This is a genomic window from Streptomyces sp. NPDC003691 (assembly GCF_053981115.1).
The window spans coordinates 1-19,881 of record NZ_JBSFNQ010000019.1; the positions used below are offsets into that span (position 1 = coordinate 1).

At 72.2% G+C, this 19,881-nt stretch carries 16 protein-coding genes and 1 pseudogene; 9 read left to right on the forward strand and 8 right to left on the reverse strand.

Annotation, left to right across the window (positions count from 1 at the left end; all coding sequences use genetic code 11):
- The first annotated feature begins 175 nt into the window (after positions 1–175).
- The 4 genes from efeB to ACWDR0_RS12170 all read left to right on the forward strand — a co-directional run bounded on the left by efeB (position 176) and on the right by ACWDR0_RS12170 (position 5,544).
- Entirely contained in the window at positions 176–1,621 is a 1,446-nt protein-coding gene (efeB, locus tag ACWDR0_RS12155) for an iron uptake transporter deferrochelatase/peroxidase subunit (protein WP_456351568.1), read from the forward strand.
- Positions 1,622–1,755: 134 nt separating this feature from the next.
- Positions 1,756–2,691, forward strand: coding sequence for a prephenate dehydratase (pheA, locus tag ACWDR0_RS12160; protein WP_456351569.1), 936 nt, complete (start codon positions 1,756–1,758; stop codon positions 2,689–2,691).
- Between the two features lie 676 nt (positions 2,692–3,367).
- Entirely contained in the window at positions 3,368–4,645 is a 1,278-nt protein-coding gene (gene serS, locus ACWDR0_RS12165; RefSeq protein ID WP_456351570.1) for a serine--tRNA ligase, read from the forward strand.
- A 113-nt stretch (positions 4,646–4,758) separates the two neighbouring features.
- Positions 4,759–5,544 carry an HAD family hydrolase gene (locus ACWDR0_RS12170; protein WP_456351640.1) on the forward strand — a complete coding sequence of 262 codons (786 nt, stop codon included), beginning with the start codon at positions 4,759–4,761 and terminating at the stop codon, positions 5,542–5,544.
- Between the two features lie 435 nt (positions 5,545–5,979).
- Here the strand turns inward: ACWDR0_RS12170 and ACWDR0_RS12175 are convergent, their stop codons facing one another.
- The 4 genes from ACWDR0_RS12175 to ACWDR0_RS12190 all read right to left on the reverse strand — a co-directional run bounded on the left by ACWDR0_RS12175 (position 5,980) and on the right by ACWDR0_RS12190 (position 9,706).
- Positions 5,980–6,699, reverse strand: a complete 720-nt coding sequence (locus ACWDR0_RS12175) for an ABC transporter permease (RefSeq protein WP_456351571.1) — start codon at positions 6,697–6,699, stop codon at positions 5,980–5,982.
- 19 nt (positions 6,700–6,718) lie between these two features.
- Positions 6,719–7,630 (reverse strand): ABC transporter ATP-binding protein, encoded by a 912-nt coding sequence (locus tag ACWDR0_RS12180; RefSeq protein WP_456351572.1) that lies wholly within the window; start codon positions 7,628–7,630, stop codon positions 6,719–6,721.
- Positions 7,631–7,721: 91 nt separating this feature from the next.
- Positions 7,722–8,642: an ABC transporter permease gene (locus tag ACWDR0_RS12185; RefSeq protein ID WP_456351573.1), complete on the reverse strand. Its 921-nt coding sequence runs from the start codon at positions 8,640–8,642 to the stop codon at positions 7,722–7,724.
- Complete coding sequence (locus tag ACWDR0_RS12190; RefSeq protein ID WP_456351641.1) at positions 8,639–9,706, reverse strand: ABC transporter ATP-binding protein; 1,068 nt, start codon at positions 9,704–9,706, stop codon at positions 8,639–8,641. Before ACWDR0_RS12190 ends, ACWDR0_RS12185 begins: the two co-directional genes overlap by 4 nt.
- Before the next feature lie 430 nt (positions 9,707–10,136).
- Here ACWDR0_RS12190 and ACWDR0_RS12195 point away from each other — a divergent pair, with 430 nt between their 5' ends.
- The 3 genes and pseudogenes from ACWDR0_RS12195 to ACWDR0_RS12205 all read left to right on the forward strand — a co-directional run bounded on the left by ACWDR0_RS12195 (position 10,137) and on the right by ACWDR0_RS12205 (position 13,481).
- Positions 10,137–11,984 (forward strand): SDR family oxidoreductase, encoded by a 1,848-nt coding sequence (locus tag ACWDR0_RS12195; protein WP_456351574.1) that lies wholly within the window; start codon positions 10,137–10,139, stop codon positions 11,982–11,984.
- 65 nt (positions 11,985–12,049) lie between these two features.
- Positions 12,050–12,379, forward strand: a pseudogene (locus ACWDR0_RS12200) (MerR family transcriptional regulator); the annotation flags it as partial.
- A gap of 502 nt (positions 12,380–12,881) precedes the next feature.
- Complete coding sequence (locus ACWDR0_RS12205; RefSeq protein WP_456351642.1) at positions 12,882–13,481, forward strand: RNA 2'-phosphotransferase; 600 nt, start codon at positions 12,882–12,884, stop codon at positions 13,479–13,481.
- 38 nt (positions 13,482–13,519) lie between these two features.
- Here ACWDR0_RS12205 and ACWDR0_RS12210 read toward each other — a convergent pair whose 3' ends face one another.
- Together ACWDR0_RS12210 and ACWDR0_RS12215 are read right to left on the reverse strand one after the other, a co-directional pair.
- Positions 13,520–13,912, reverse strand: coding sequence for a type II toxin-antitoxin system VapC family toxin (locus ACWDR0_RS12210; protein WP_456351575.1), 393 nt, complete (start codon positions 13,910–13,912; stop codon positions 13,520–13,522).
- Entirely contained in the window at positions 13,909–14,190 is a 282-nt protein-coding gene (locus ACWDR0_RS12215) for a hypothetical protein (protein WP_456351576.1), read from the reverse strand. Before ACWDR0_RS12215 ends, ACWDR0_RS12210 begins: the two co-directional genes overlap by 4 nt.
- Before the next feature lie 154 nt (positions 14,191–14,344).
- On the opposite strand from ACWDR0_RS12215, the gene ACWDR0_RS12220 reads away from it, so the two are divergent.
- Together ACWDR0_RS12220 and ACWDR0_RS12225 are read left to right on the forward strand one after the other, a co-directional pair.
- Positions 14,345–15,238, forward strand: coding sequence for an LLM class flavin-dependent oxidoreductase (locus ACWDR0_RS12220; protein ID WP_456351577.1), 894 nt, complete (start codon positions 14,345–14,347; stop codon positions 15,236–15,238).
- A 100-nt stretch (positions 15,239–15,338) separates the two neighbouring features.
- On the forward strand, positions 15,339–16,196 hold the full coding sequence (locus ACWDR0_RS12225; RefSeq protein WP_456351578.1) for a Cof-type HAD-IIB family hydrolase: 858 nt from the start codon (positions 15,339–15,341) through the stop codon (positions 16,194–16,196).
- A gap of 70 nt (positions 16,197–16,266) precedes the next feature.
- Here the strand turns inward: ACWDR0_RS12225 and ACWDR0_RS12230 are convergent, their stop codons facing one another.
- A complete protein-coding gene (locus ACWDR0_RS12230) occupies positions 16,267–17,589 on the reverse strand; it encodes a peptidoglycan DD-metalloendopeptidase family protein (protein WP_456351579.1) in 1,323 nt (440 codons plus the stop codon).
- A gap of 299 nt (positions 17,590–17,888) precedes the next feature.
- Positions 17,889–19,688: a sensor histidine kinase gene (locus tag ACWDR0_RS12235; protein ID WP_456351580.1), complete on the reverse strand. Its 1,800-nt coding sequence runs from the start codon at positions 19,686–19,688 to the stop codon at positions 17,889–17,891.
- Positions 19,689–19,881 lie beyond the last annotated feature (193 nt).

The window sequence follows — 19,881 nt, forward strand, 5'->3', positions numbered from 1 at the left end:
ACCAGCAGATCGGCCCGCTGCCGGTCACCCTGGAGAAGTCCGCGCCGGGGCAGTGGAGCGCCGGGCAGGTCCGGATCCCGATGCCCGGCGACTGGCTGGTCAAGGTGACCGTACGGACCTCCGAGATCGACCAGACGACCGTCGACGAGAACGTGAAGATCGGCTGACACACCCCATGGCGAAGAAGACGAGAACCCGGACCGCGCGGACGGCCCGGACCGGGACACCCGGAGCGGCCGCGAACGGCGCGGTCCCGGCGGGGCGGGGCGGCCGCCCGGACACCGGGCCCTCCGGCGGAACCCTCCCCGGAGACGCCCGGCGGACATCCGGCGGCGCCCCCGCGGACTCCGGCCCCGACCCGGACTCCGCCCCGGACCGCACCGGCGACCGGAACACCCGCCTCCCCTCGCGTCGGCGCATCATCACCGCCGCTGGAACGGCCGGGGCCACCGGACTGGCGCTGGGCGCCGCCGGGGGTGCCCTGACCCATGCCGCGGTCACTGCCGACTCACCGACGGCGCTGACGGCGGTCGGCGCCACCGAGGTGATGTTTCACGGGAAACATCAGGCGGGCATCACCACCCCGCTCCAGGCCCGCGGTCATCTGATCGCCTTCGACCTGGCCCCCGGCGCCGGGCGCAGGGAGGCGGCCGCACTGCTCCGCCGCTGGTCGGCGCTGGCGGCGGCGCTGATGGCGGGAAGGCCCGCGCCGGATGCCGATACGGGGGTCGCCCTCGACGCGGGCCCGTCGTCCCTGACGTTCACCTTCGGCTTCGGCCGGACGTTCTTCGACCGTACGGGGCTGACCGGCCGGCGCCCCGAGGGGCTGGACCCGCTGCCCGCGTTCTCCGCCGACCAGCTGGACCCCCGGCGCTCGAACGGCGACCTCTGGGTCCAGATCGGCGCGGACGACGCCCTGGTCGCCTTCCACGCACTGCGCGCGGTGCAGCGGACGGCCGGGGACGCGGCGCGCCCGCGCTGGCAGATGGACGGGTTCAACCGCTCGCCGGGGGCCACGGGCCGGCCGATGACCGCCCGCAATCTGATGGGCCAGGTCGACGGCACCAACAACCCCCGGCCCTCCGATCCCGACTTCGAGCGGCGGATCTTCGTGCCGGGCGGTGGCGGGCAGGACTGGCTGGCCGGCGGCTCGTACGCGGTGGTCCGGCGGATCCGGATGCTCCTGGACTCCTGGGAGCGGCTGCCGCTTGCGAAACAGGAACAGGTGATCGGCCGCCGGAAGTCCGACGGCGCCCCGCTGACCGGCGGTTCGGAGACGACCCCGCTCGGTCTGGAGAAGCTGAACGCGGACGGCAAACCGGTGATCCCCGCCAACGCCCACTCCCGGATCTCCGCCCCGGAACAGAACCAGGGCTCGGCGATGCTCCGACGCCCCTTCTCGTACCACGACGGCATCCTGCCGGACGGGTCCCCGGACGCCGGTCTGCTCTTCGTCTGCTGGCAGGCCGATCCGCTGCGGGGCTTTGTCCCGGTGCAGCGGAAGCTGGACCGGGGGGACGCGCTGTCGGAGTTCATCCGGCACGAGGCGAGCGCGCTGTTCGCGGTCCCGGGCGGCCCGGCGGAGGGGGAGTACGTGGGACAGCGGCTCCTGGAGTCCTGAGTCCGGGGTCCGGGGTCCGCCGCAGGGGAGCCCGGGGTTCCGAACACCCGGGCCCGAACGGGGCCCGGACCGGGCCCGGACCGGGTCCGGGAAACCGGGCCGGGCGGGTCCGGGGGCGGACTAGGGTGATTCGTATGTCAGCCACGCGGTACACGTATCTGGGTCCCGAGGGCACCTTCACCGAGGCCGCCCTCCGTACGCTGCCGGAGGCCGCCACCCGGGAACTCGTCCCGATGGTGTCGGTCCCGGCCGCGCTCGACGCCGTACGCAACGGGGACGCCGCGGCCGCCCTGGTCCCCATCGAGAACTCCGTCGAGGGCGGGGTGACGGCGACGCTCGACGAACTCGCTTCGGGCGAGCCCCTGATGATCTACCGCGAGGTCGTGCTCCCGATCGCCTTCGCGCTGCTGGTCCGGCCGGGTACGGAGCTGTCCAAGATCAGGACCGTCACCGGTCATCCGGTGGCCCAGCCCCAGGTCCGCAAATGGCTGCGGGCCCATCTCCCCGATGCCCTGTGGGAGTCGGCGGCCTCGAACGCGGACGGTGCCCGACTGGTGCAGGAGGGCCGGTACGACGCGGCCTTCGCGGGCGAGTTCGCGGCGGCCACGTACGGCCTCGAAGCGCTGGTGACCGATATCCACGACGCGCAGAACGCGGAGACCCGGTTCGTTCTGGTCGGCCGCCCGGCCCGGCCCGCGGCGCCGACCGGCGCGGACAAGACGTCGGTCGTGATCTGGCAGCGGGAGGACCATCCGGGCGGTCTGCTGGAGCTGCTCCAGGAGTTCGCCGTACGGGGTGTGAACCTGATGCTGCTCCAGTCCCGCCCCACCGGCGAGGGCATCGGGAACTACTGCTTCGCGATCGACGCCGAGGGACATATCTCCGACCGCCGGGTGGGCGAGGCCCTGATGGGGCTGAAGCGGATCTGCCCCGAGGTGCGGTTCCTGGGGTCGTATCCCAGGGCCGGGGTGGCACCGGAGGACGTCGGCGGGCCCCGGGCGGGCACCTCGGACGCGGACTTCACCGCCGCGTCCGACTGGCTGGCCCGCTGCCAGGACGGCAGAGCCTGACCGGAACGTCCGACACCGACGTCCGACCGGAACGTCTGACCGGAGTGTCTGACCGGAGTGTCTGACCGGAACTTTCCTACCTGCTGATTTTCATCATCCACAGAGTTATCCACAGGGGTCGGGTCTCGACCTGGGGACAAGTCGACAGGGCGGAGCCGCATGGTCGACAAATCGGCTCACGGACCCCGGACGACCCCCGCCGGGGCCCCGGCCGTCCACAGTCGGCGGGACGCACCCCTGACATGCAGTCGTCACCCTCATTTCATCGGTCACCTCTTTGGAGCGAGCAATTCCCACCCGAATGAGTGGGTGGGGAGGGTTTGAGAAGGGAATCCCGAAGCTGCGGCGGAGCCCTCGGGAATGATCAGTTCCGCAATCCACAGTTTTCTCACACAGCCTGTGGATAACTTTTGAGCACCGGCACCACCTGTGGACAACCCCCGGCCAAGTCCCGCAGCCCACAAGGAACATGGGTCAATTCCGGCCGCCGGAACATGCCCCGTACCGGGGATGCGGAATGATTTCCCTTGACGCGCACGACCGTCGGAGCGGGCACCGGACACCGCCCGCCGGGGCATCACCCCACACGCCACCAAATCCCATCAATAGGGACAAAAGGCTACGCAACGCAAAATGAGGTGGCCGAGTGAGAGTCGGGCACCGGTAGCCTGGTGGGGTGATTGACCTTCGCCTGCTCCGTGAGGACCCCGACCGTGTTCGCGCCTCCCAGCGCGCCCGTGGAGAGGACGTCGAGCTCGTCGACTCCCTCCTCTCCGCCGATGAGCGGCGCAGGTCGTCCGGCACCCGCTTCGACGAACTGCGCTCCGAGCAGAAGTCGCTCGGCAAGCTCGTCTCCAAGGCGTCCCCCGAGGAGCGCGTCGAACTGCTGAAGCGGGCCGAGCAGCTCAAGGCCGACGTCAAGGCGGCCGAGGCCGCACAGAACGAGGCCGACGAGGAGACCCGCGAGCTGCTGCTCCGCCTGGGCAACCTGGTCCACCCCGACGTTCCGGTCGGCGGCGAGGAGGACTTCGTCGTCCTGGAGACGCACGGCACGATCCGCGACTTCGCCGCCGAGGGCTTCGAGCCCCGCGACCATCTGGAGCTGGGCGAGGCGCTGGGCGCCATCGACGTCGAGCGCGGCGCCAAGGTCTCCGGCTCGCGCTTCTACTACCTGACCGGCGTCGGTGCCCTGCTGGAGCTGGCCCTGGTCAACGCCGCGATCGCGCAGGCCACCGAGGCGGGCTTCATCCCGATGCTCACCCCGGCCCTGGTCCGGCCGCGCGCCATGGAGGGCACCGGCTTCCTCGGCCAGGCCGCGGAGAACGTCTACCACCTGGAGAAGGACGACTACTACCTGGTCGGCACCTCCGAGGTCCCGCTCGCCGCGTACCACATGGACGAGATCATCGAGGCCGAGAAGCTGCCCCTGCGGTACGCGGGCTTCTCCCCCTGCTTCCGGCGCGAGGCGGGCACGTACGGCAAGGACACCCGGGGCATCTTCCGGGTGCACCAGTTCGACAAGGTCGAGATGTTCTCGTACGTGGCGCCCGAGGACGCCGAGGCCGAGCACCAGCGGCTCCTGGAGTGGGAGAAGCAGTGGCTGACCTCGCTGGAGCTGCCGTTCCAGGTCATCGACGTGGCCTCGGCCGACCTGGGGTCCTCCGCGTCGCGGAAGTTCGACTGCGAGGCGTGGATCCCGACTCAGGGCAAGTACCGCGAGCTGACGTCCGCGTCGAACTGTGACGGTTTCCAGGCCCGCCGGCTCTCGGTCCGGGTCCGGGACGGCAAGAAGACGCAGCCGCTGTCGACGCTGAACGGCACGCTCTGCGCCGTACCGCGCACGATCGTGGCCCTGCTGGAGAACCACCAGCTCGCGGACGGTTCGGTCCGGGTGCCCGAGGTCCTCCGGCCCTACCTGGGCGGACGAGAGCTGCTGGAGCCGGTCACCCGGTGAGTACGCCAGCACAGGAGCCGCGCGAGCCGCGGGAGGCCGCCCGGCCGCACCAGGCCGGGCGATCGCGGGAAGCCGGGCGGTCGCGGGAGGGCCATGGGCCGTTCCCGTACGCCCTGATCGCGACCGATCTTGACGGAACGCTTCTGCGCGGCGACGGCACGGTCTCCGCCCGTACCCGGGACGCGCTCGCCGCGACCACGGCGGCGGGGGCCGCGCATATCGTCGTCACGGGCCGCGGTGTGCCGTGGACCCGTTACATACTCGACGATCTCGGCTATGACGGGCTCGCGGTCTGCGGCCAGGGCGCGCAGGTCTACCACGCCGGGGAGCACCGGCTGCTGACCTCCCTCACCCTCGACCGGAAGATCGCCGCCATCGCGCTGGCCAAGCTGGAGGCGGAGATCGGCCGGGTGGCGCTGGCCGCCAGCCGGGACGGTCTCGACGGGGACGTACTGATCAGCCCGGACTACGCGGCCCATGACGGACCGCTGCCGTATGTCCCGCTGACCGATGTGGAGCAGCTGTGGGCCGAGCCCCTCAGCAAGATCTACATCCAGCACCGGGAGCTCGACGACGACGCGCTGACGAAGGCCGCCCGGGAGACCGTGGGCGGTCTCGTCGACGTCGTCATGGCGGGGCCGGGCATCGTGGAGCTGATCCCGCTGGGGCTGACCAAGGCCACCGGGCTCTCCCTCGCCGCCCGCCGCCTCGGGGTGAAGGCGTCCGGCACGATCGCCTTCGGCGATATGCCCAACGACATACCGATGTTCGCCTGGGCCTCGCACGGGGTGGCCATGGCCAACGCCCATGACGAGCTGAAGGCCGTCGCGGACGCGGTCACGGTCTCCAACGACGAGGACGGCATCGCGGTGGTGCTGGAGGCACTGCTCGCGGCCTGAGCCGGAACGTTCCCCTTGCGCGCCCCGGACCCGGTCGTACCGGCCGGGGCGTCGCCGTACCCCGGTGGGGTGGGCGCCGGATGCCGGGGGAAGGGGGCGGCCCGCGCGTGAGCGCGCTCGAAGCGGCCGCCCCCTCGGGCCGTACCGTGGCGCGGACTTCCGCCGATACGGCGGTTCCGCGGCCGGTCCGGCACGGCCCGGACGGAAGCGCGACGGACGCTCGCGTCGCGCCGCGCTCCTCTCCCGGTCCCGGAGGTCCGGTTCTCCCGGCCTCTCCACTCTCCTCCCGGCGGGCCCGGACCCGCCACCCAATTTCCTTGCGGCGGGCACCCTTACCGGCGGTGGGTCCCGGCGCCGGTGCGGCGCGCGCCCGCCGGGCAGCCCGTGCAGGGAGGGCCCGCCGGGGAGCGTCCCGGTGCGGCGAACGCCCCGCCGTCACTCCTCGCCGGCGAGCTTCAGCACCTTGAGCCGTTGGCCCGCGTACCAGGTCGCCGCGATGGTGACGACGGTCAGCATGACGACCGCCAGCGGCAGACCGACGGCGGCGCCGACCAGTCCGTCACCGGCGATCCGCTCGGCGAGCGCCAGCGACCACTGCTGCACGCTCAGCGTGCGGGCGCCCTCGACCAGCCGGCCGAAGAGCCCTTCCCAGACCAGGGCGTAGATCAGGCCGATGACGACGGCGTTCCGGCTGACCGTGCCGATGAGCAGGAAGAGCGCGCTGTAGGCGATCGACCCGAAGAGCGCGGCCACGGTGTAGGCGACGGCGATCTGCTGGCCGTTGTTGTTGAGGATGAGACCCGCGAGCAGGGTCGGAATGGCCGAGAAGGCCATGGTGACCGCTATCGCGACGATCAGCTTGGTGAAGATGATCGTCGACCGCTTCACCGGCTTGGCGAGCAGATAGACGATGGAGCCGTCGTCGATCTCGGGGCCGATGGTGCCGGTGCCCGCGATGACCCCGATCAGCGGGACCATGGTGGCGAGGGCGAAGCCGGAGAGCAGTTGGTTGGCGGTGTCGTCGTCGGCGCCGTTGAAGAAACGGACGGCGATGGCGATGACCAGCAGCAGTCCGGGCAGGGCGAAGAGGATCGCGGCCCGGCGGCGGCCGAGAACGGCCCGGTAGGTGAGCCGGGCGACCGTGGGGTTGTACATGGTGGCGTCACAGCTCCTTTCAGGCCGCTACGAGGTAGGAGAAGACCGATTCGAGGGACTCGTCGGACGGCGAGACCGTGAGCAGCCGGATGGAGTTGTCCCGGGCCACCCGGGGCAGCAGCTCGGTGAACCGGCCGAAGTCGACGGCCTGGATGCGCAGGGCGCCCTCGGTGAGGTCGACCTCGATACCGGAGGTCGAGGGGTCGGCGATCAGCGCGGCGGCGAGCGCGCGGTCGTCGCTGGAGCGGACGAGATAGCGGTGCGGGCGGTCCGTCATCAGCCGGCGGATCCGGCGGAAGTCCCCGGACGCGGCATGGCGCCCGGCGACGACGACCTCGATATGCGCGGCGAGCTGCTCGACCTCCTCCAGGATGTGGGAGGAGAACAGCACCGTACGGCCGTCGTCGCCCATGCGCCGCAGCAGCTCCATGAGCTGCATGCGCTGCCGGGGGTCCATCCCGTTGAACGGCTCGTCGAGCAGCAGCACGGACGGGTTGTGGACCAGCGCCGACGCCATCTTCACGCGCTGGCGCATGCCCTTGCTGTACGTCGAGATCTTGCGGTCCTGGGCGTACTCCATCTCGACGGTGGCGAGGGCGTACGCGGCCTCCTTGGCACCGAGGCCGTGCAGTTCGGCGTTGGCGACGACGAACTCCCGGCCGGTGAGGAAGTCGTACATCGCCTCGCGCTCGGGCACCACGCCGATCCGGCGGTAGACGGACTCGTTCCGCCAGATCGTGGTGCCGTCCAGGGTGACACTGCCCGTCGAGGGCTCCAGAAAACCACCCATCATGTTGATGAGGGTGGACTTCCCGGCTCCGTTCGGTCCGAGCAGTCCGGTGACGCCCGGTCCGATGGACATGGTGATGTCGTTGACGGCGACGACGTTGCCGAACCACCGGGAGACGTGGTCGATGGAAATGGTGGTCATGGGCGCGGCCCGTTCTCTCGGATCTGCCGGGACTCGGGGAGTCCGCCGGGGGCTCGGTGGATGGCGGCGTGCGCCGCACGGTTCGCGGCGGTCACAGCCCCGCCTTCGCGTACCGGCGCATCAGCACGGCGTACGACCCGGCGATCAGCGCCAGGACGACCAGCACATAGACCACGCCGGCCCCGGCACCGGGGCCCTCGCCGCCGGGGAAACCGCTGTCGGCCCCGAGGTAGGCGCTCTGGAGACCGTCGATCAGGCTGAACGGCGAGAACAGGCCGAACCACTTGACCATCCCGGTGGAGCCGGAGGACTCGGCGATGGCCTGGACGGAGGTCACGGCGCCGAAGGTGATGGTCAGCGTGCCGATGATCGCGGCGACGCCGAAGCCCCGGCGGGGGGTGGCGGCGGCGAGCACCAGGCCGATTCCGGCGTACAGGACGGACAGCACGGCAACGGAGACGAGTCCCTGGGCGAACTGCTCGGTCTGCTCCAGGAAGTCCATCTTGGCGAGCAGGGCGCCGATATAGAGGATGACCAGCGGCACTCCGGTGAGGAGCAGCATGGCCGAAGCCATCGCCCCGTACTTCGCGAGCACGTAGTCGACACGTTCGATCGGCCGGGAGAAGTAGAGGGGCACCGTACGGAACCGCAGGTCGCGGGAGACGCTCTGGGGCGCCTGGGAGGCCAGGAAGAGTGCGACGACCATGGAGAGCGCGCCGGCGTACCCGGTGTACTCCAGGGGCAGTTCGTCGGACTTCATACTGACCGCGACCGCCACCATGATCAGTGCGGGCAGGCACATCACGGCGGACAGCAGCATCGGCATGACCTTGGACTTGCCGGAGCGGCCGAGTCCGAAGGATCCGCGCAGGGACTGTACGTAGAGGGAGCGCCGGACGTAGGCCCGGCCGAGGCGGCGGCCCGCGTAATTGCGGTAGCCGATGTTGTGGATACGGGCGCCGTCGGGCGCGGCGTCCGGGCCGGGGGCCGGGGGCGGGGTCGTGGTGCTCATCGGGGCTGCCCCTTCATGGCCTGGGCCGGGTCGTTCGCGGGCCCGGCGGGGGTGGCGGCGGCGGGTGCCGTGGGCGCCTGGGAGCGCGCGGCGGGCGCATGACCGGCCGGATGCGCCGTGGTGTGGTCGCCGGCGTCCGTCCGGAAGACCTCCGCTATCCGGTGGCGGCGCTGTTCCATCCGTACGAGGCCGAGGCCCAGTCCGGCGACGGTGTCGCGGACGATGTCGTACGTCTCCTCGCCCGGCGCCTCCATGAGGAGGATGTGGCCGGCCCCGGGCAGGCCCTCCTCGGTCCGGTCGTGGAGGACGACTCCGGCGGCGACCAGGCGCTCCCGCAGGGCGGCGGTGCCGTCCGGGTGGGTGTCCGAGTCGGTGACCTCGACCGCGAGGGTGGTGGTGACCTGGGTGAAGTCGCTGGTGGAGCTGGAGCGGAGGAGCGAGCCGCCGTCGATGACGACGACATGGTCGCAGGTGCGCTCCAGTTCGCCGAGGAGGTGGGAGGTGACCAGTACGGAGATGCCGAAGTCCGTGTACACGCGGCGGATCAGGCCGAGCATCTCGTCCCGGCCGACCGGGTCCAGACCGTTGGTCGGCTCGTCGAGGAGGACCAGCCGGGGGTCGTGGACCAGCGCCTGGGCGAGCTTGACCCGCTGCTTCATACCGGTCGAGTAGCCGCCGATGGGGCGGTACCGCTCCTCGTAGAGGCCGACGTGGCGCAGGGTGTCGGCGGTGCGCTCACGCGCGGCGGCGGGCGGCAGCCCGGACATCCGCGCCATATGGACGACGAACTCGGTGGCGGAGACATCGGGCGGCAGGCAGTCGTGCTCGGGCATATAGCCGACCTGCTCGCGGATGGCGCTGCCGTGGGTGGCGACGTCGAGGCCAAGGACGGCGGCCTTGCCCTCGGTGGCGGGCGCCAGCCCCAGCAGGATTTTGATCAATGTGGACTTGCCGGCCCCGTTGGCACCCACCAGCCCGGTCACGCCCGGTCCGATGTCCAAGGAGAGCCGGTCGAGGGCGGTCACCCGGGGGTACCGCTTACTGAGGCCTTCTAGGGCAATCACATTCACGGACACGACCGTAGTGGTGCCGGGCGGCGAGGACGTCAGACCTGGCGGTCGGATCCGTATCAGACTCCAGGGGGACCGGCCCCGGGGTCTCCCTACTAAAGAGAACAGCGCGGCGGTGCCGGTTGTCGTCCGATCGGCGGCGCCGCGGGTACGACGGGTGGAGCAGGAGGGACCGCCGGAGGCCGCCGGGCGGGGTTGTCCACAGGCGCCGTATGCGGGCCTTGACGCAGCCGTCGGTCATTGTCACATTCATCAGTGTCGGACGGTGGGTGCGGAGCGCGACCGCGTGCGTACGCACCGGCGGCGGTCCGGTGGCCTCCGGCCCGCGGGTGCCGCGGGGGTTCCGGGAGGTACGGCGGCGGATGTACGGGCGCGGGCGGCCACGGCCGGTCCGCGGCGCGGGGAGCGCAGGGGAGGCACGGACATGAGTGCGGGTGACCGGAGCGGTACGGCGGCGGCCGGGGCACCGGTGCCGGGCGCGCGGGAGCGCCGGGTGCGGACGGGCGGGGTCGAGCTGTGCGTGGCCGAGCTGGGCACGGCCGGACCGGGCGACACGGACCGCCCGACGGTCGTTCTCGTCCACGGCTATCCCGACAGCAAGGAGGTGTGGTCCGGGGTCGCGGGAAGGCTGGCCGCGGAGCACGGTCTCCATGTGGTGCTGTACGACGTCCGGGGGCACGGCCGTTCGTCGGCGCCGCGCCCGCTGCGCGGCGGGTTCACCCTGGAGAAGCTGACGGACGACTTCCTGGCGGTCGTGGACGCGGTGAGCCCGGACCGGCCGGTGCATGTCGTCGGCCACGACTGGGGGTCGGTGCAGGGCTGGGAGTTCGCCACCGTGGCGCGTACGGAGGGCAGGATCGCCTCCTTCACCTCGATGTCCGGGCCGTCGCTCGACCATCTGGGCCACTGGGTCAGACGGCGGGCCGCCCGGCCCACCCCGCGCCGGCTGGCCCAGTTGCTGGGCCAGGGCGCCCGTTCCTGGTACGTGTACGCGCTGCACACCCCCGCCCTGCCCGAGCTGGCCTGGCGCGGCGCCCTGGGGAGGGCCTGGCCCCGGCTGCTGGCCCGCGGCGAGAAGGTGTCCGCCGAGGGGTATCCGACGTCGTCGCTGCCCGAGGACGCGGCGCACGGAGCCTGGCTCTACCGGGACAATGTGCGCGCCCGGCTGGCCCGGCCGCGCGAGGACGCCCGTGCACACTGCCCGGTCCAGCTCATCACGGCGACCGGGGACAAGTTCCTCTCCGAGCGGTTGAACGACGGTCTGGAGGAGTGGGTGCCGCGGCTGACCCGCCGTTCCCTGCCCGCCGGACACTGGATACCGCGCACCCGGCCCGATCAGTTGTCGGCGTGGATCGCCGGGTTCGTGCGGGCCCTGGAGGGCGGGCCCGGCGGCGCTCCGGCCGCTCCGGACAGGCGGGCCGGTACCGCCGTCGCCCCCGGGCCGTATGCCGAACGGTTCGGCGGACAGCTGGTGCTGGTGACGGGCGCGGCGAGCGGCATAGGCCGGGCGACGGCGCTCGCCTTCGCCGGGGCCGGGGCACGGGTGGTCGCCGTCGACCGGGACGCCGAGGGTGCGGCCCGGACCGCCGGGCTGGCCCGGCTGGCCGGGGCGCCGGAGTCCTGGAGCGAACCGGCCGACGTCTCGGACGAGGCGGCGATGGAGAAGCTCGCGGCCCGGGTCGCCTCGGCGTACGGCGTGGTCGACGTCCTGGTCAACAATGCGGGGATCGGGATGTCCGGGCCCTTTCTGGAGACGTCGTCCGAGGACTGGCGGAAGGTGCTGGACGTCAATCTCTGGGGCGTGATCCACGGCTGCCGGCTCTTCGGTCGGCAGATGGCCGACCGGAACCAGGGCGGCCATATCGTCAACATCGCGTCCGCGGCGGCCTATCAGCCCTCCAGATCGCTCCCCGCCTACGGGACGTCGAAGGCGGCGGTGCTGATGCTGAGCCAGAGTCTGCGGGCCGAACTGGCGGGCCGCGGCATCGGGGTATCGGCGATCTGCCCGGGCTTCGTCAACACCAACATCACGGCCACCAGCCGGTTCACCGGGGTCGGCGAGGCCGAGGAGAAGCGCCTCCAGGACAGGGCCTCCCGGCTCTACGGCCTGCGGAACTACCCGCCGGAGAAGGTGGCGGAAGCGATCCTCCGCGCCGTGGTGCGCAACAGCGCGGTGGTCCCGGTGACACCCGAGGCCCGCGGGGCGCTGCTGCTGTCCCGGCTCACTCCGAGAGCGCTGCGCGGCCTGGCGCGGGTGCGGCCGCCGCTGTGACGGTCCGCCCCGGGGCCCGGGGCGGACCGGAAGAGTACGGACAACTGCCGGGGGAGGGAGGCGTGATGGCGGAGCAGCCGGTCGCCGAGTACCGGATCGAGGATCTGGCGCAGCTGAGCGGTGCCACGGTCCGGACGATCCGCGCCTATCAGGACCGCGGTCTGCTGCCGAAGCCGGAGCGGCGGGGCCGGTCCAATATCTATGGAACCGCCCATCTCACCAGGCTGCGGCGGATATCCGGGCTCCTCGACCGCGGTTACACGCTGGCTTCGATCGGAGAACTGCTGGAGGCGTGGGACACCGGACGGGGGCTCGGCGGGGTGCTCGGCCTGGTGACGGCCGAGGTGCGGGAGCCATGGCCCGGCGAGAAGTCGGCGGAGGCGGAATCCGCCGAACCGCGCCGGGTGATGTGGTCCGTTGACACCGGTCGCCTCCACCGCAATCCGGCGGACGACGGAACCCGCGGACCGCGGAACGGGAGGCTTACGGTGGCCCTTCCGGCCGGGACGATCCGGGCCGTGGAAAGCCTTGTCGGCCCGGAGAACACCGTGGAGTTCATCACGGCTGCCACGGAACGGGAGCTGCAGGCCAGGACCTTGGACGCGCTGGTACCAAGACCGTTGACGGACAACTGACTTCACCAAGGGGCAGAGCCGCGAGCCCAGTTGTCCACAGAATCGCCAATTCCCTTGTGGATAACTCATGTTCGCTGTGGATCAAACCTGGGAGTGCTCACTATTTCGGTGGCATCGCCCACAGAAGCGGATCACCCTGAGAGCCATGGCGAAGAAGAGCGACAAAAAGATCACTCAGGATGAACATCAGGACGCCGGACCGAATGAAGGACCGCTTGAAAGACCGTCCGAAGGAGCGGTGGCAGGACCGGCAACAGGACCGTTGAGAGGACCGGGGGCAGAAAGACCCGACGACCGGCGGACCGTGCGGGTGTCGAAGTACCTCTCGAAGCATCTGCGGCATCAGCCGCAGCGCATCGGACTCACCCTGGACGCCCAGGGATGGGTCGGCGTCGAGGAGCTGCTGACGGCGCTCGCCGAGCACCGGATGCCGCTGACCCGCGCCGAACTGGAGCATGTCGTCGCCGTCAACGACAAGCGCCGCTTCACCATCGACGGCGACCGCATCCGGGCCAACCAGGGCCATACGGTCGCGGTGGACCTCGCACTGCCGGCCGCCGCCCCGCCCGCGTACCTCTACCACGGCACCGTCGCGGCCCGGCTCCCCGCGATCCGCGCCGAGGGGCTGCGCCCCATGGCCCGCCACCATGTCCATCTCTCCCCCGACCGGGAGACGGCAACCCGCGTCGGCGCCCGCCGCGGCCGCCCGGTGGTGCTGTCGGTCGACGCGGGGGCGATGCACCGGGCCGGGCACACCTTCCGGGTCAGCGCCAACGGCGTCTGGCTGGCGGATACGGTCCCGCCCGCCTTCCTCCGCTTCCCGGGCCCGACGGGCCGGGACAACGGGCCCGCCCGGCGCTGAGGCGAGCGCCGGATCCCGGCGAGGAGCGCCGTCCGCGCTCAGATCGGCTCGACGGCGATGCGGGGCAGGCACAGTCGGCGGAGGTCGTCCGTGTCGCTTGTGATCACGGTGACATCGCCGTGCTCCGTGTGGGCCGTGGCCGCGAGCATCGCGTCGATGGCGTACTTGTGACCATGCAGACTCTCGGAAGCGAGCAGTCTGCTTGCCGCTCGTGCGATCTCCTCCGTGACGGGACGCACCTTGGCCAGGGAAACAGCATGGTCGAATGCCGCCTGCGGCACCTTCGGATCGCGCGCCTCCACCAGTGTGGCGGCACTCGTCACAACGAACAGGTCCAGTCTGCGGGCGACGTCCAGCCATACGGTCATGTCCCGGTGCCGGCGGGAGAGCTTGGAAAGGGCCTCGCTGTCGAGCACGAGGGTCCCGCTCATGCGGCGTCTGCCGGGGCGGATCCACCACGGTGGGCAGCATGGTGGGCGCGGACACGCTCGGCCCTGTCCGACACCTCGGCAGGGTCAACAGAGCCGTGCTCCGCTTCGGCGGCGGCGATGTACTCGTCGATGGCCTCGCGCTGAAGCTGCCGCTGTACGGCCTCCTCGATATAGGAGGAAACGCCTTGCTTGCCGGCGCGTGCCCGGATTGCCTCCAGGGTCTCGGCCCGCAGGGAGACGCTGGTGACTCGGGTCTTGCCGGGGCGTGGCGTATCCATGGGTCAAGTGTAGTACATGAACTACTAACTGATTCGGCGTTCCGAGACGACCGGCGGCGGGTCCGCGAGGGGGTTCACCGATGGCGGGGCCGCCGGGACGGGTCTCGCTCTCGTCGAATCCGCGGCGATGGAAAGCCCACGTAGGGTCGGGAGCATGCGTCTGAGCACCGTGATCCTTCCCATCCATCGCTGGGCCGAAGGTCAGAAGATCTGGCAGCAGGCCGATGACCTCGGCTTTCACACCGCGTACACCTATGACCACCTGACCTGGCGCACCTTCCGGGACGGCCCCTGGTTCGGCGCCCTGCCGACCCTGACCGCCGCCGCCTCGGTGACCGGACGCATCCGGCTCGGCACCCTGGTGACCTCACCGAACTTCCGGCACCCCGTCCCCCTCGCCAAGGAGCTGATGGCCCTCGACGACATCAGCGGCGGCCGGTTCACCCTCGGCATCGGCGCGGGCGGCGACGGTTTCGACGCCACCGCCCTCGGCCAGCAGCCGTGGACGCCCCGGGAGCGCGCGGACCGGTTCGCGGAGTTCGTACCGCTGCTGGACCGGCTGCTCACCGAGGAGGCCGTCAGCCACGAGGGCATCCACTACTCGGCCCGGGAGGCGAGGGCCCTCCCCGGCTGTGTCCAGCGGCCGCGCCTGCCGTTCGCCGTCGCGGCGACCGGACCGCGCGGGATGCGGCTCGCGGCCCGCCACGGCCAGGCCTGGGTGACCACGGGCGACCCGAAGATCGCCAAGACCGGAACCCCGGAGGAGTCCCGCGCGGCGATCGGCGCCCAGATCCGGCGCCTCGACGAGATCTGCGCGGAGACCGGCCGGACCGCCGCCCGGCCCGACCGGATCCTGCTGACCGGCTTCACCCCCGACCGCAACGCCCCGCTGGAGTCCCTGGACGCCTTCGTCGACTTCGCGGGTGCCCACTTCGCGCTGGGCATCGACGAGATCGTGATCCACTCCCCGATCCCGGGCTCGGAGTTCGCCGCGGACCAGGCCGTCTACGAGAAGATCGCCTCGGACGCCCTGGCCCAGCTGCGCTGACGGTACGGGCCCGGGCCCGGCGGCCCCGGGCCCGTACCTCCGCACACGCGTACCACGCACACCCGTACGCCTGCGCGGCTCCGTACGGAAGAATGAATGGGTGACCCCTGCAACCGATCCCCGCGGCCCGTCCCCGGCCCCTCCGCCCAGGCTGATCGCCACGGATCTGGACGGCACCCTGCTGCACGACGACAAGTCGGTCTCGGCACGGACCGTCGCCGCGCTCGCCGCGGCCGAGGACGCCGGGATCGAGGTCTTCTTCGTCACCGGCCGCCCCGCACGCTGGATGGACGTCGTCAGCGGCCATGTCCACGGCCATGGCCTGGCGATCTGCGCCAACGGCGCCGCCGTCGTCGACCTGCACTCCGGCGGCACCCTGCTCACCGTCCATCCGCTGGAGCGCGCCGACGCCCTCGGCGTCGTACGGACCCTGGGCGCGATCGCGCCGGGCACCACCTTCGGGGTCGAGACCACCACGGGTTTCCACCACGAGCCCGCTTATCCGACGCTGTACGCCGACGAACCCGGGACCATCGTCACCGAGGCCGAGAAGCTCCTCCGGAGCGAGGCCGCGACCGGATCACCCGTACTGAAGCTGCTCGCCCAGCACCCGGAACTCGCACCCGACACCTTCCACACGCTGGCCCGGGAGCACATCGGGGACCTCGCCTCCGTCACCCGGTCCAGCGCCGGAGCGCTTCTGGAGATCAGCGGGCCGGGCGTGAGCAAGGCCAGCACCCTCGCCCGGTGCTGCGCCGAGCGCGGTATCTCCGCCGCTGAGGTCGTCGCCTTCGGGGATATGCCGAACGACGTGGAGATGCTCCGCTGGGCCGGGACGTCGTACGCGATGGGCAACGCCCATCCGGAGGTCCTGGCCGCGGCGTCGGGGCGGACCGCCGCCAACAACGAGGACGGGGTCGCCGTCGTCATCGAACGGATCCTGCGCGAACGGGGCTGAGGGTGCAGGCGTACGCGATGCCGGGCCGGCCTCGACGGGGCGGCAGCACGGCCGCGGAGCCGTGGGCCCGCTACGGGCCGGGCTCAGAGATCAGGCTCACCCCCCGCTCCCGCAGCCATCCGGCGGGATCCACCCCCGAACCCAGGTAGGGGGTGAGCCGCACCTCGAAGTGCAGATGCGGGCCGGTCGAATTGCCCGTCGAACCCGCCAGCCCGATCACCTGCCCCGTGCCCACCCGCAGGCCCTGCCCCACCGTCACCGCCGACAGATGCGCGTACTGCGTGTAGTAGCCGCCGGGGTGTTGTACGACGATCTGGATACCGAAGGCTCCCCCGCAGGACACCGACTGCACCCGGCCCGCGCCCACCGACCGGACGGGCGTTCCGGTGTCGACGGCGAAGTCCTGGCCCGTATGACGGTGCACCCAGCGCGCACCGCCGCTGCCGAAGCCCGCCGACAGCCGGTACCGGTCGACCGGTGCCACCCAGGCCGGACCGCCACCGGCACCGCCGTCCGGCTCCGGCGGCAGTTCGGCTCCTGCCCCGTTCCCGGCCGGGCCCGCGCAGGTCCCGGCAGCGGCCAGCGCCGCCGCCTCGCTCCGGAGCCGCCACCGCGCCGCCTCCAGACTGCGCTCCAGCCCCTTCCGTACCCGGGCCAGCCGCTCCGTCCGTGCGTCGAGATCCTGCCGCACCCGGCGGGCCCGCTCCTCGGCCGTCTCCAGCCGGGCCTCCGCCGCCGCGGCCCGCGCGAGCAGCCGCCGGACGGCGGTCTCGGCCTGTCTGGCGGCCCGTCGGCCGTGCATCAACTGGTCCGGGTCGCGGGCGAGCAGCAGTCCGGCGGTGGCGGTGAGCTGCCCCCCGGTGCGGTACTGGTCGCGGGCGACCGCGCCCACGGCGTCGCGCAGGACGGCGAGGTCACCGCGGCGCCGGTCGAGCTGTTCCCGGAGCCGGGCGAGCACGGCCCGCTGGGCGTCCGCCGCCCGCAGGCTCCTCCCGTACGCCGCGGTGACCTCCGCGGCCCGTTCGTAGAGCCGGGCCACCTCGGCGGAGGCTCCGGCCAGCGCCGATCCGTGGGCGGTGGTCGCACCGGCCTCACCGGTCCCGCTGCCCCCGGCCGCGGAGGTCGGGGAGTCCGGCGAGTCCTCCGGCCGCCCTCCGTACTCCCGGCTCCCGGCCGGACCGGCCTCCTCGGTACGGCCACCACCCTCCGGTTCCGGTTCGGCCGGGCCGCTCACCGGCGGCTCCCCGCCGCCCTCCGTACCCGCGGGGTCCTGCTCCGTATGCGTACCGGCGGCTGACGCCGGGCCGGGCGTCAGCGGACCGGGCACCAGCAGGACGCATACCGCCATCACCAGCACGGACAGCGGCGACCGGCGTTTTCGGCACAGGCACATGCCCCGGATCGTCACCCGCGGACCCGTCGATCCCGGGGAGCGCCCTGGGGTCGTACGGCCACCCGGACCAGCAAATCCCCCCGGCCCGGCGGTACCCGGCGGGTGACCGGCAGCGGGCGCGTACCCGCAACGGGGCGGCACCGGCCCGGAAACGCGCCCGGTGACCGGCACCGGGCACGTACCGAAACAAACCCGCCCGGGCCCGAGCGCCTCCCTGCAACGGGCCCGCACGGGCCCGGACACACGCCCGGCGACCGGGCACCCACCACATACCGCAACAAACCCGCCCGCACCCGCGCCTACAGCGGTGCCTCCCAGCGGACCGTCGTGCCCTGCCCGCCCTCGCCGATACCCGGGCCGCAGGTGCTCGACCCGCCCAGCGACTCCGCCCGCCGCGCCAGATTGCGCAGGCCGCTGCGGCGCCCCCCGGCCGGGATGCCGACCCCGTCGTCGGCGACCGTGAGCCGTACCCCCTCCGAACCGTCCGGCAGCTTCACCGTCGCGTCCACGACGACGTCGATACGGGAGGCGTCCGCGTGCCGGAAGGCGTTCGACAGCGCCTCGCGCAGCGCCGCGATCAGGTTCTTGCCGGTCAGCTCGCCGACGACGGTGTCCACCGGGCCCAGGAAACGGTGGCCCGGGGTGAAACCGAGCGGTACGGCCGCCATGTTGATCTCGCGCAGTACCCGGGTCCGCAGCCCGGACGGCGCCTCCGCCGGGCCCTGCTGGAGCGCGAAGATCGCCGTACGGATCTCCTGGATGGTCACGTCCAGTTCGTCGACGGCCTTGCCGACACCGTCCTGGACGGCGGGCACCCGGGACCGCCGCTGGGCCCCCTCCAGCATCATCCCGGTCGCAAACAGCCGCTGGATCACGAGATCGTGGAGGTCGCGGGCGATCCGGTCCCGGTCCTCGTAGACCGCGAGCCGTTCCCGGTCCCGCTGCGCCTCGGCCATGATCAGGGCCAGTGCGGCCTGCGAGGCGAACTGGGTGGCGAGGGTCCGCTCCGCCTCCGTGAACTGCCGGGCGCCCCGGTTGCGCGGGGTGGCCAGGGCACCCAGCACCCGCCCGCCGCTCTGGAGCGGCAGCATCATGCAGGGCCCGTACCGTCCGGCGCTCCGGGTGATCACCCGTGGGTCGGTGGCGGCGTCCGCGACGAAGACCGGCTCCCCCGCCAGCAGCCTGGCGATCACCGGGCTCTCCGGCGGCATCACCTCTCCCAGCGCCGTCGTGGGCCGGTCGGTGGCGACGGCGACGATCTCCAGGCCGCCCTCGTCGGCGGGGAGCAGAACGATCCCGGCGGCCGCGTCGGCGAGCCTGCGGGCCTGTTCGGCGACGACGGCCAGGGCGTCCTCGGCGTCGCCGCCCGACAGCAGGGCGGTGGTGACGGCGACCGAGCCGTCGATCCACCGTTCGCGCTGGCGGGCCGCCTCGTAAAGCCGGGCGTTGCCGATGGCGATGCCCGCCTCCGTGGCCAGCACCCGGACCATATGGAGGTCGTAGTCGTTGAATTCGGCCCCGCCCCGCTTCTCCGCGAGATAGAGGTTGCCGAAGATCTCGCCCTGGACGCGGATCGGGACACCGAGGAAGGTCCGCATCGGCGGATGGCCGGGCGGGAAACCGGCCGCGCGGGGATCGGTGGTCAGATCCGCCAGCATCACAGGCGCCGGATCGTGGATCAGCGCGCCGAGCAGGCCCCGCTGGCCGTCCGGCCGGTGGCCGATCCGGGTGGCGGTCTCCTCGTCGATGCCGTGGGTGACGAAGTCGGAGAGTCCCCGACCCTCGCTGTCGACCACTCCGATGGCCGCATAGCGAGCGTCGGCGAGTTCGGCGGCGGTCTCGCAGATCCGGTCGAGGGTGGTGTGCAGTTCCAGCCCGGTGCCGACGGACCGCATCGCCTCCAGCAGTTGCGGCACCCGGGCGGTCAGCTCGGTCGACAGCCCCTGGAGGCTGCGGGTCACCCGGGTCGCGGCCTCCAGCGGATCCCCTGTTTCCGCCGGTTCAGCCGGTTCAGCGGGTTCCGGCCCGCGGTCCGGCGCGGTGTCGCCGACGGGTGCGCCGGCGTCGGCATCGGTGGGGTCCGGGACGGGGTCTGTCATGACCTTGAGCCTAGTAATTCCGTTTTAGCGAGAAAAGTCGGCTCCCTCGGGCGCCCTGGGACACAGGGGCGCCCGCCCGGGCCGAAGCGTCCCGGAACACGCCCCGGACGCCCCACGGCACGCGGGCGGCTTCCCCGGCCGAAGGCGCACTGCCCCCCTGCCGGCCGAGGAGCGGCTCGTCCACCCCGGCCGG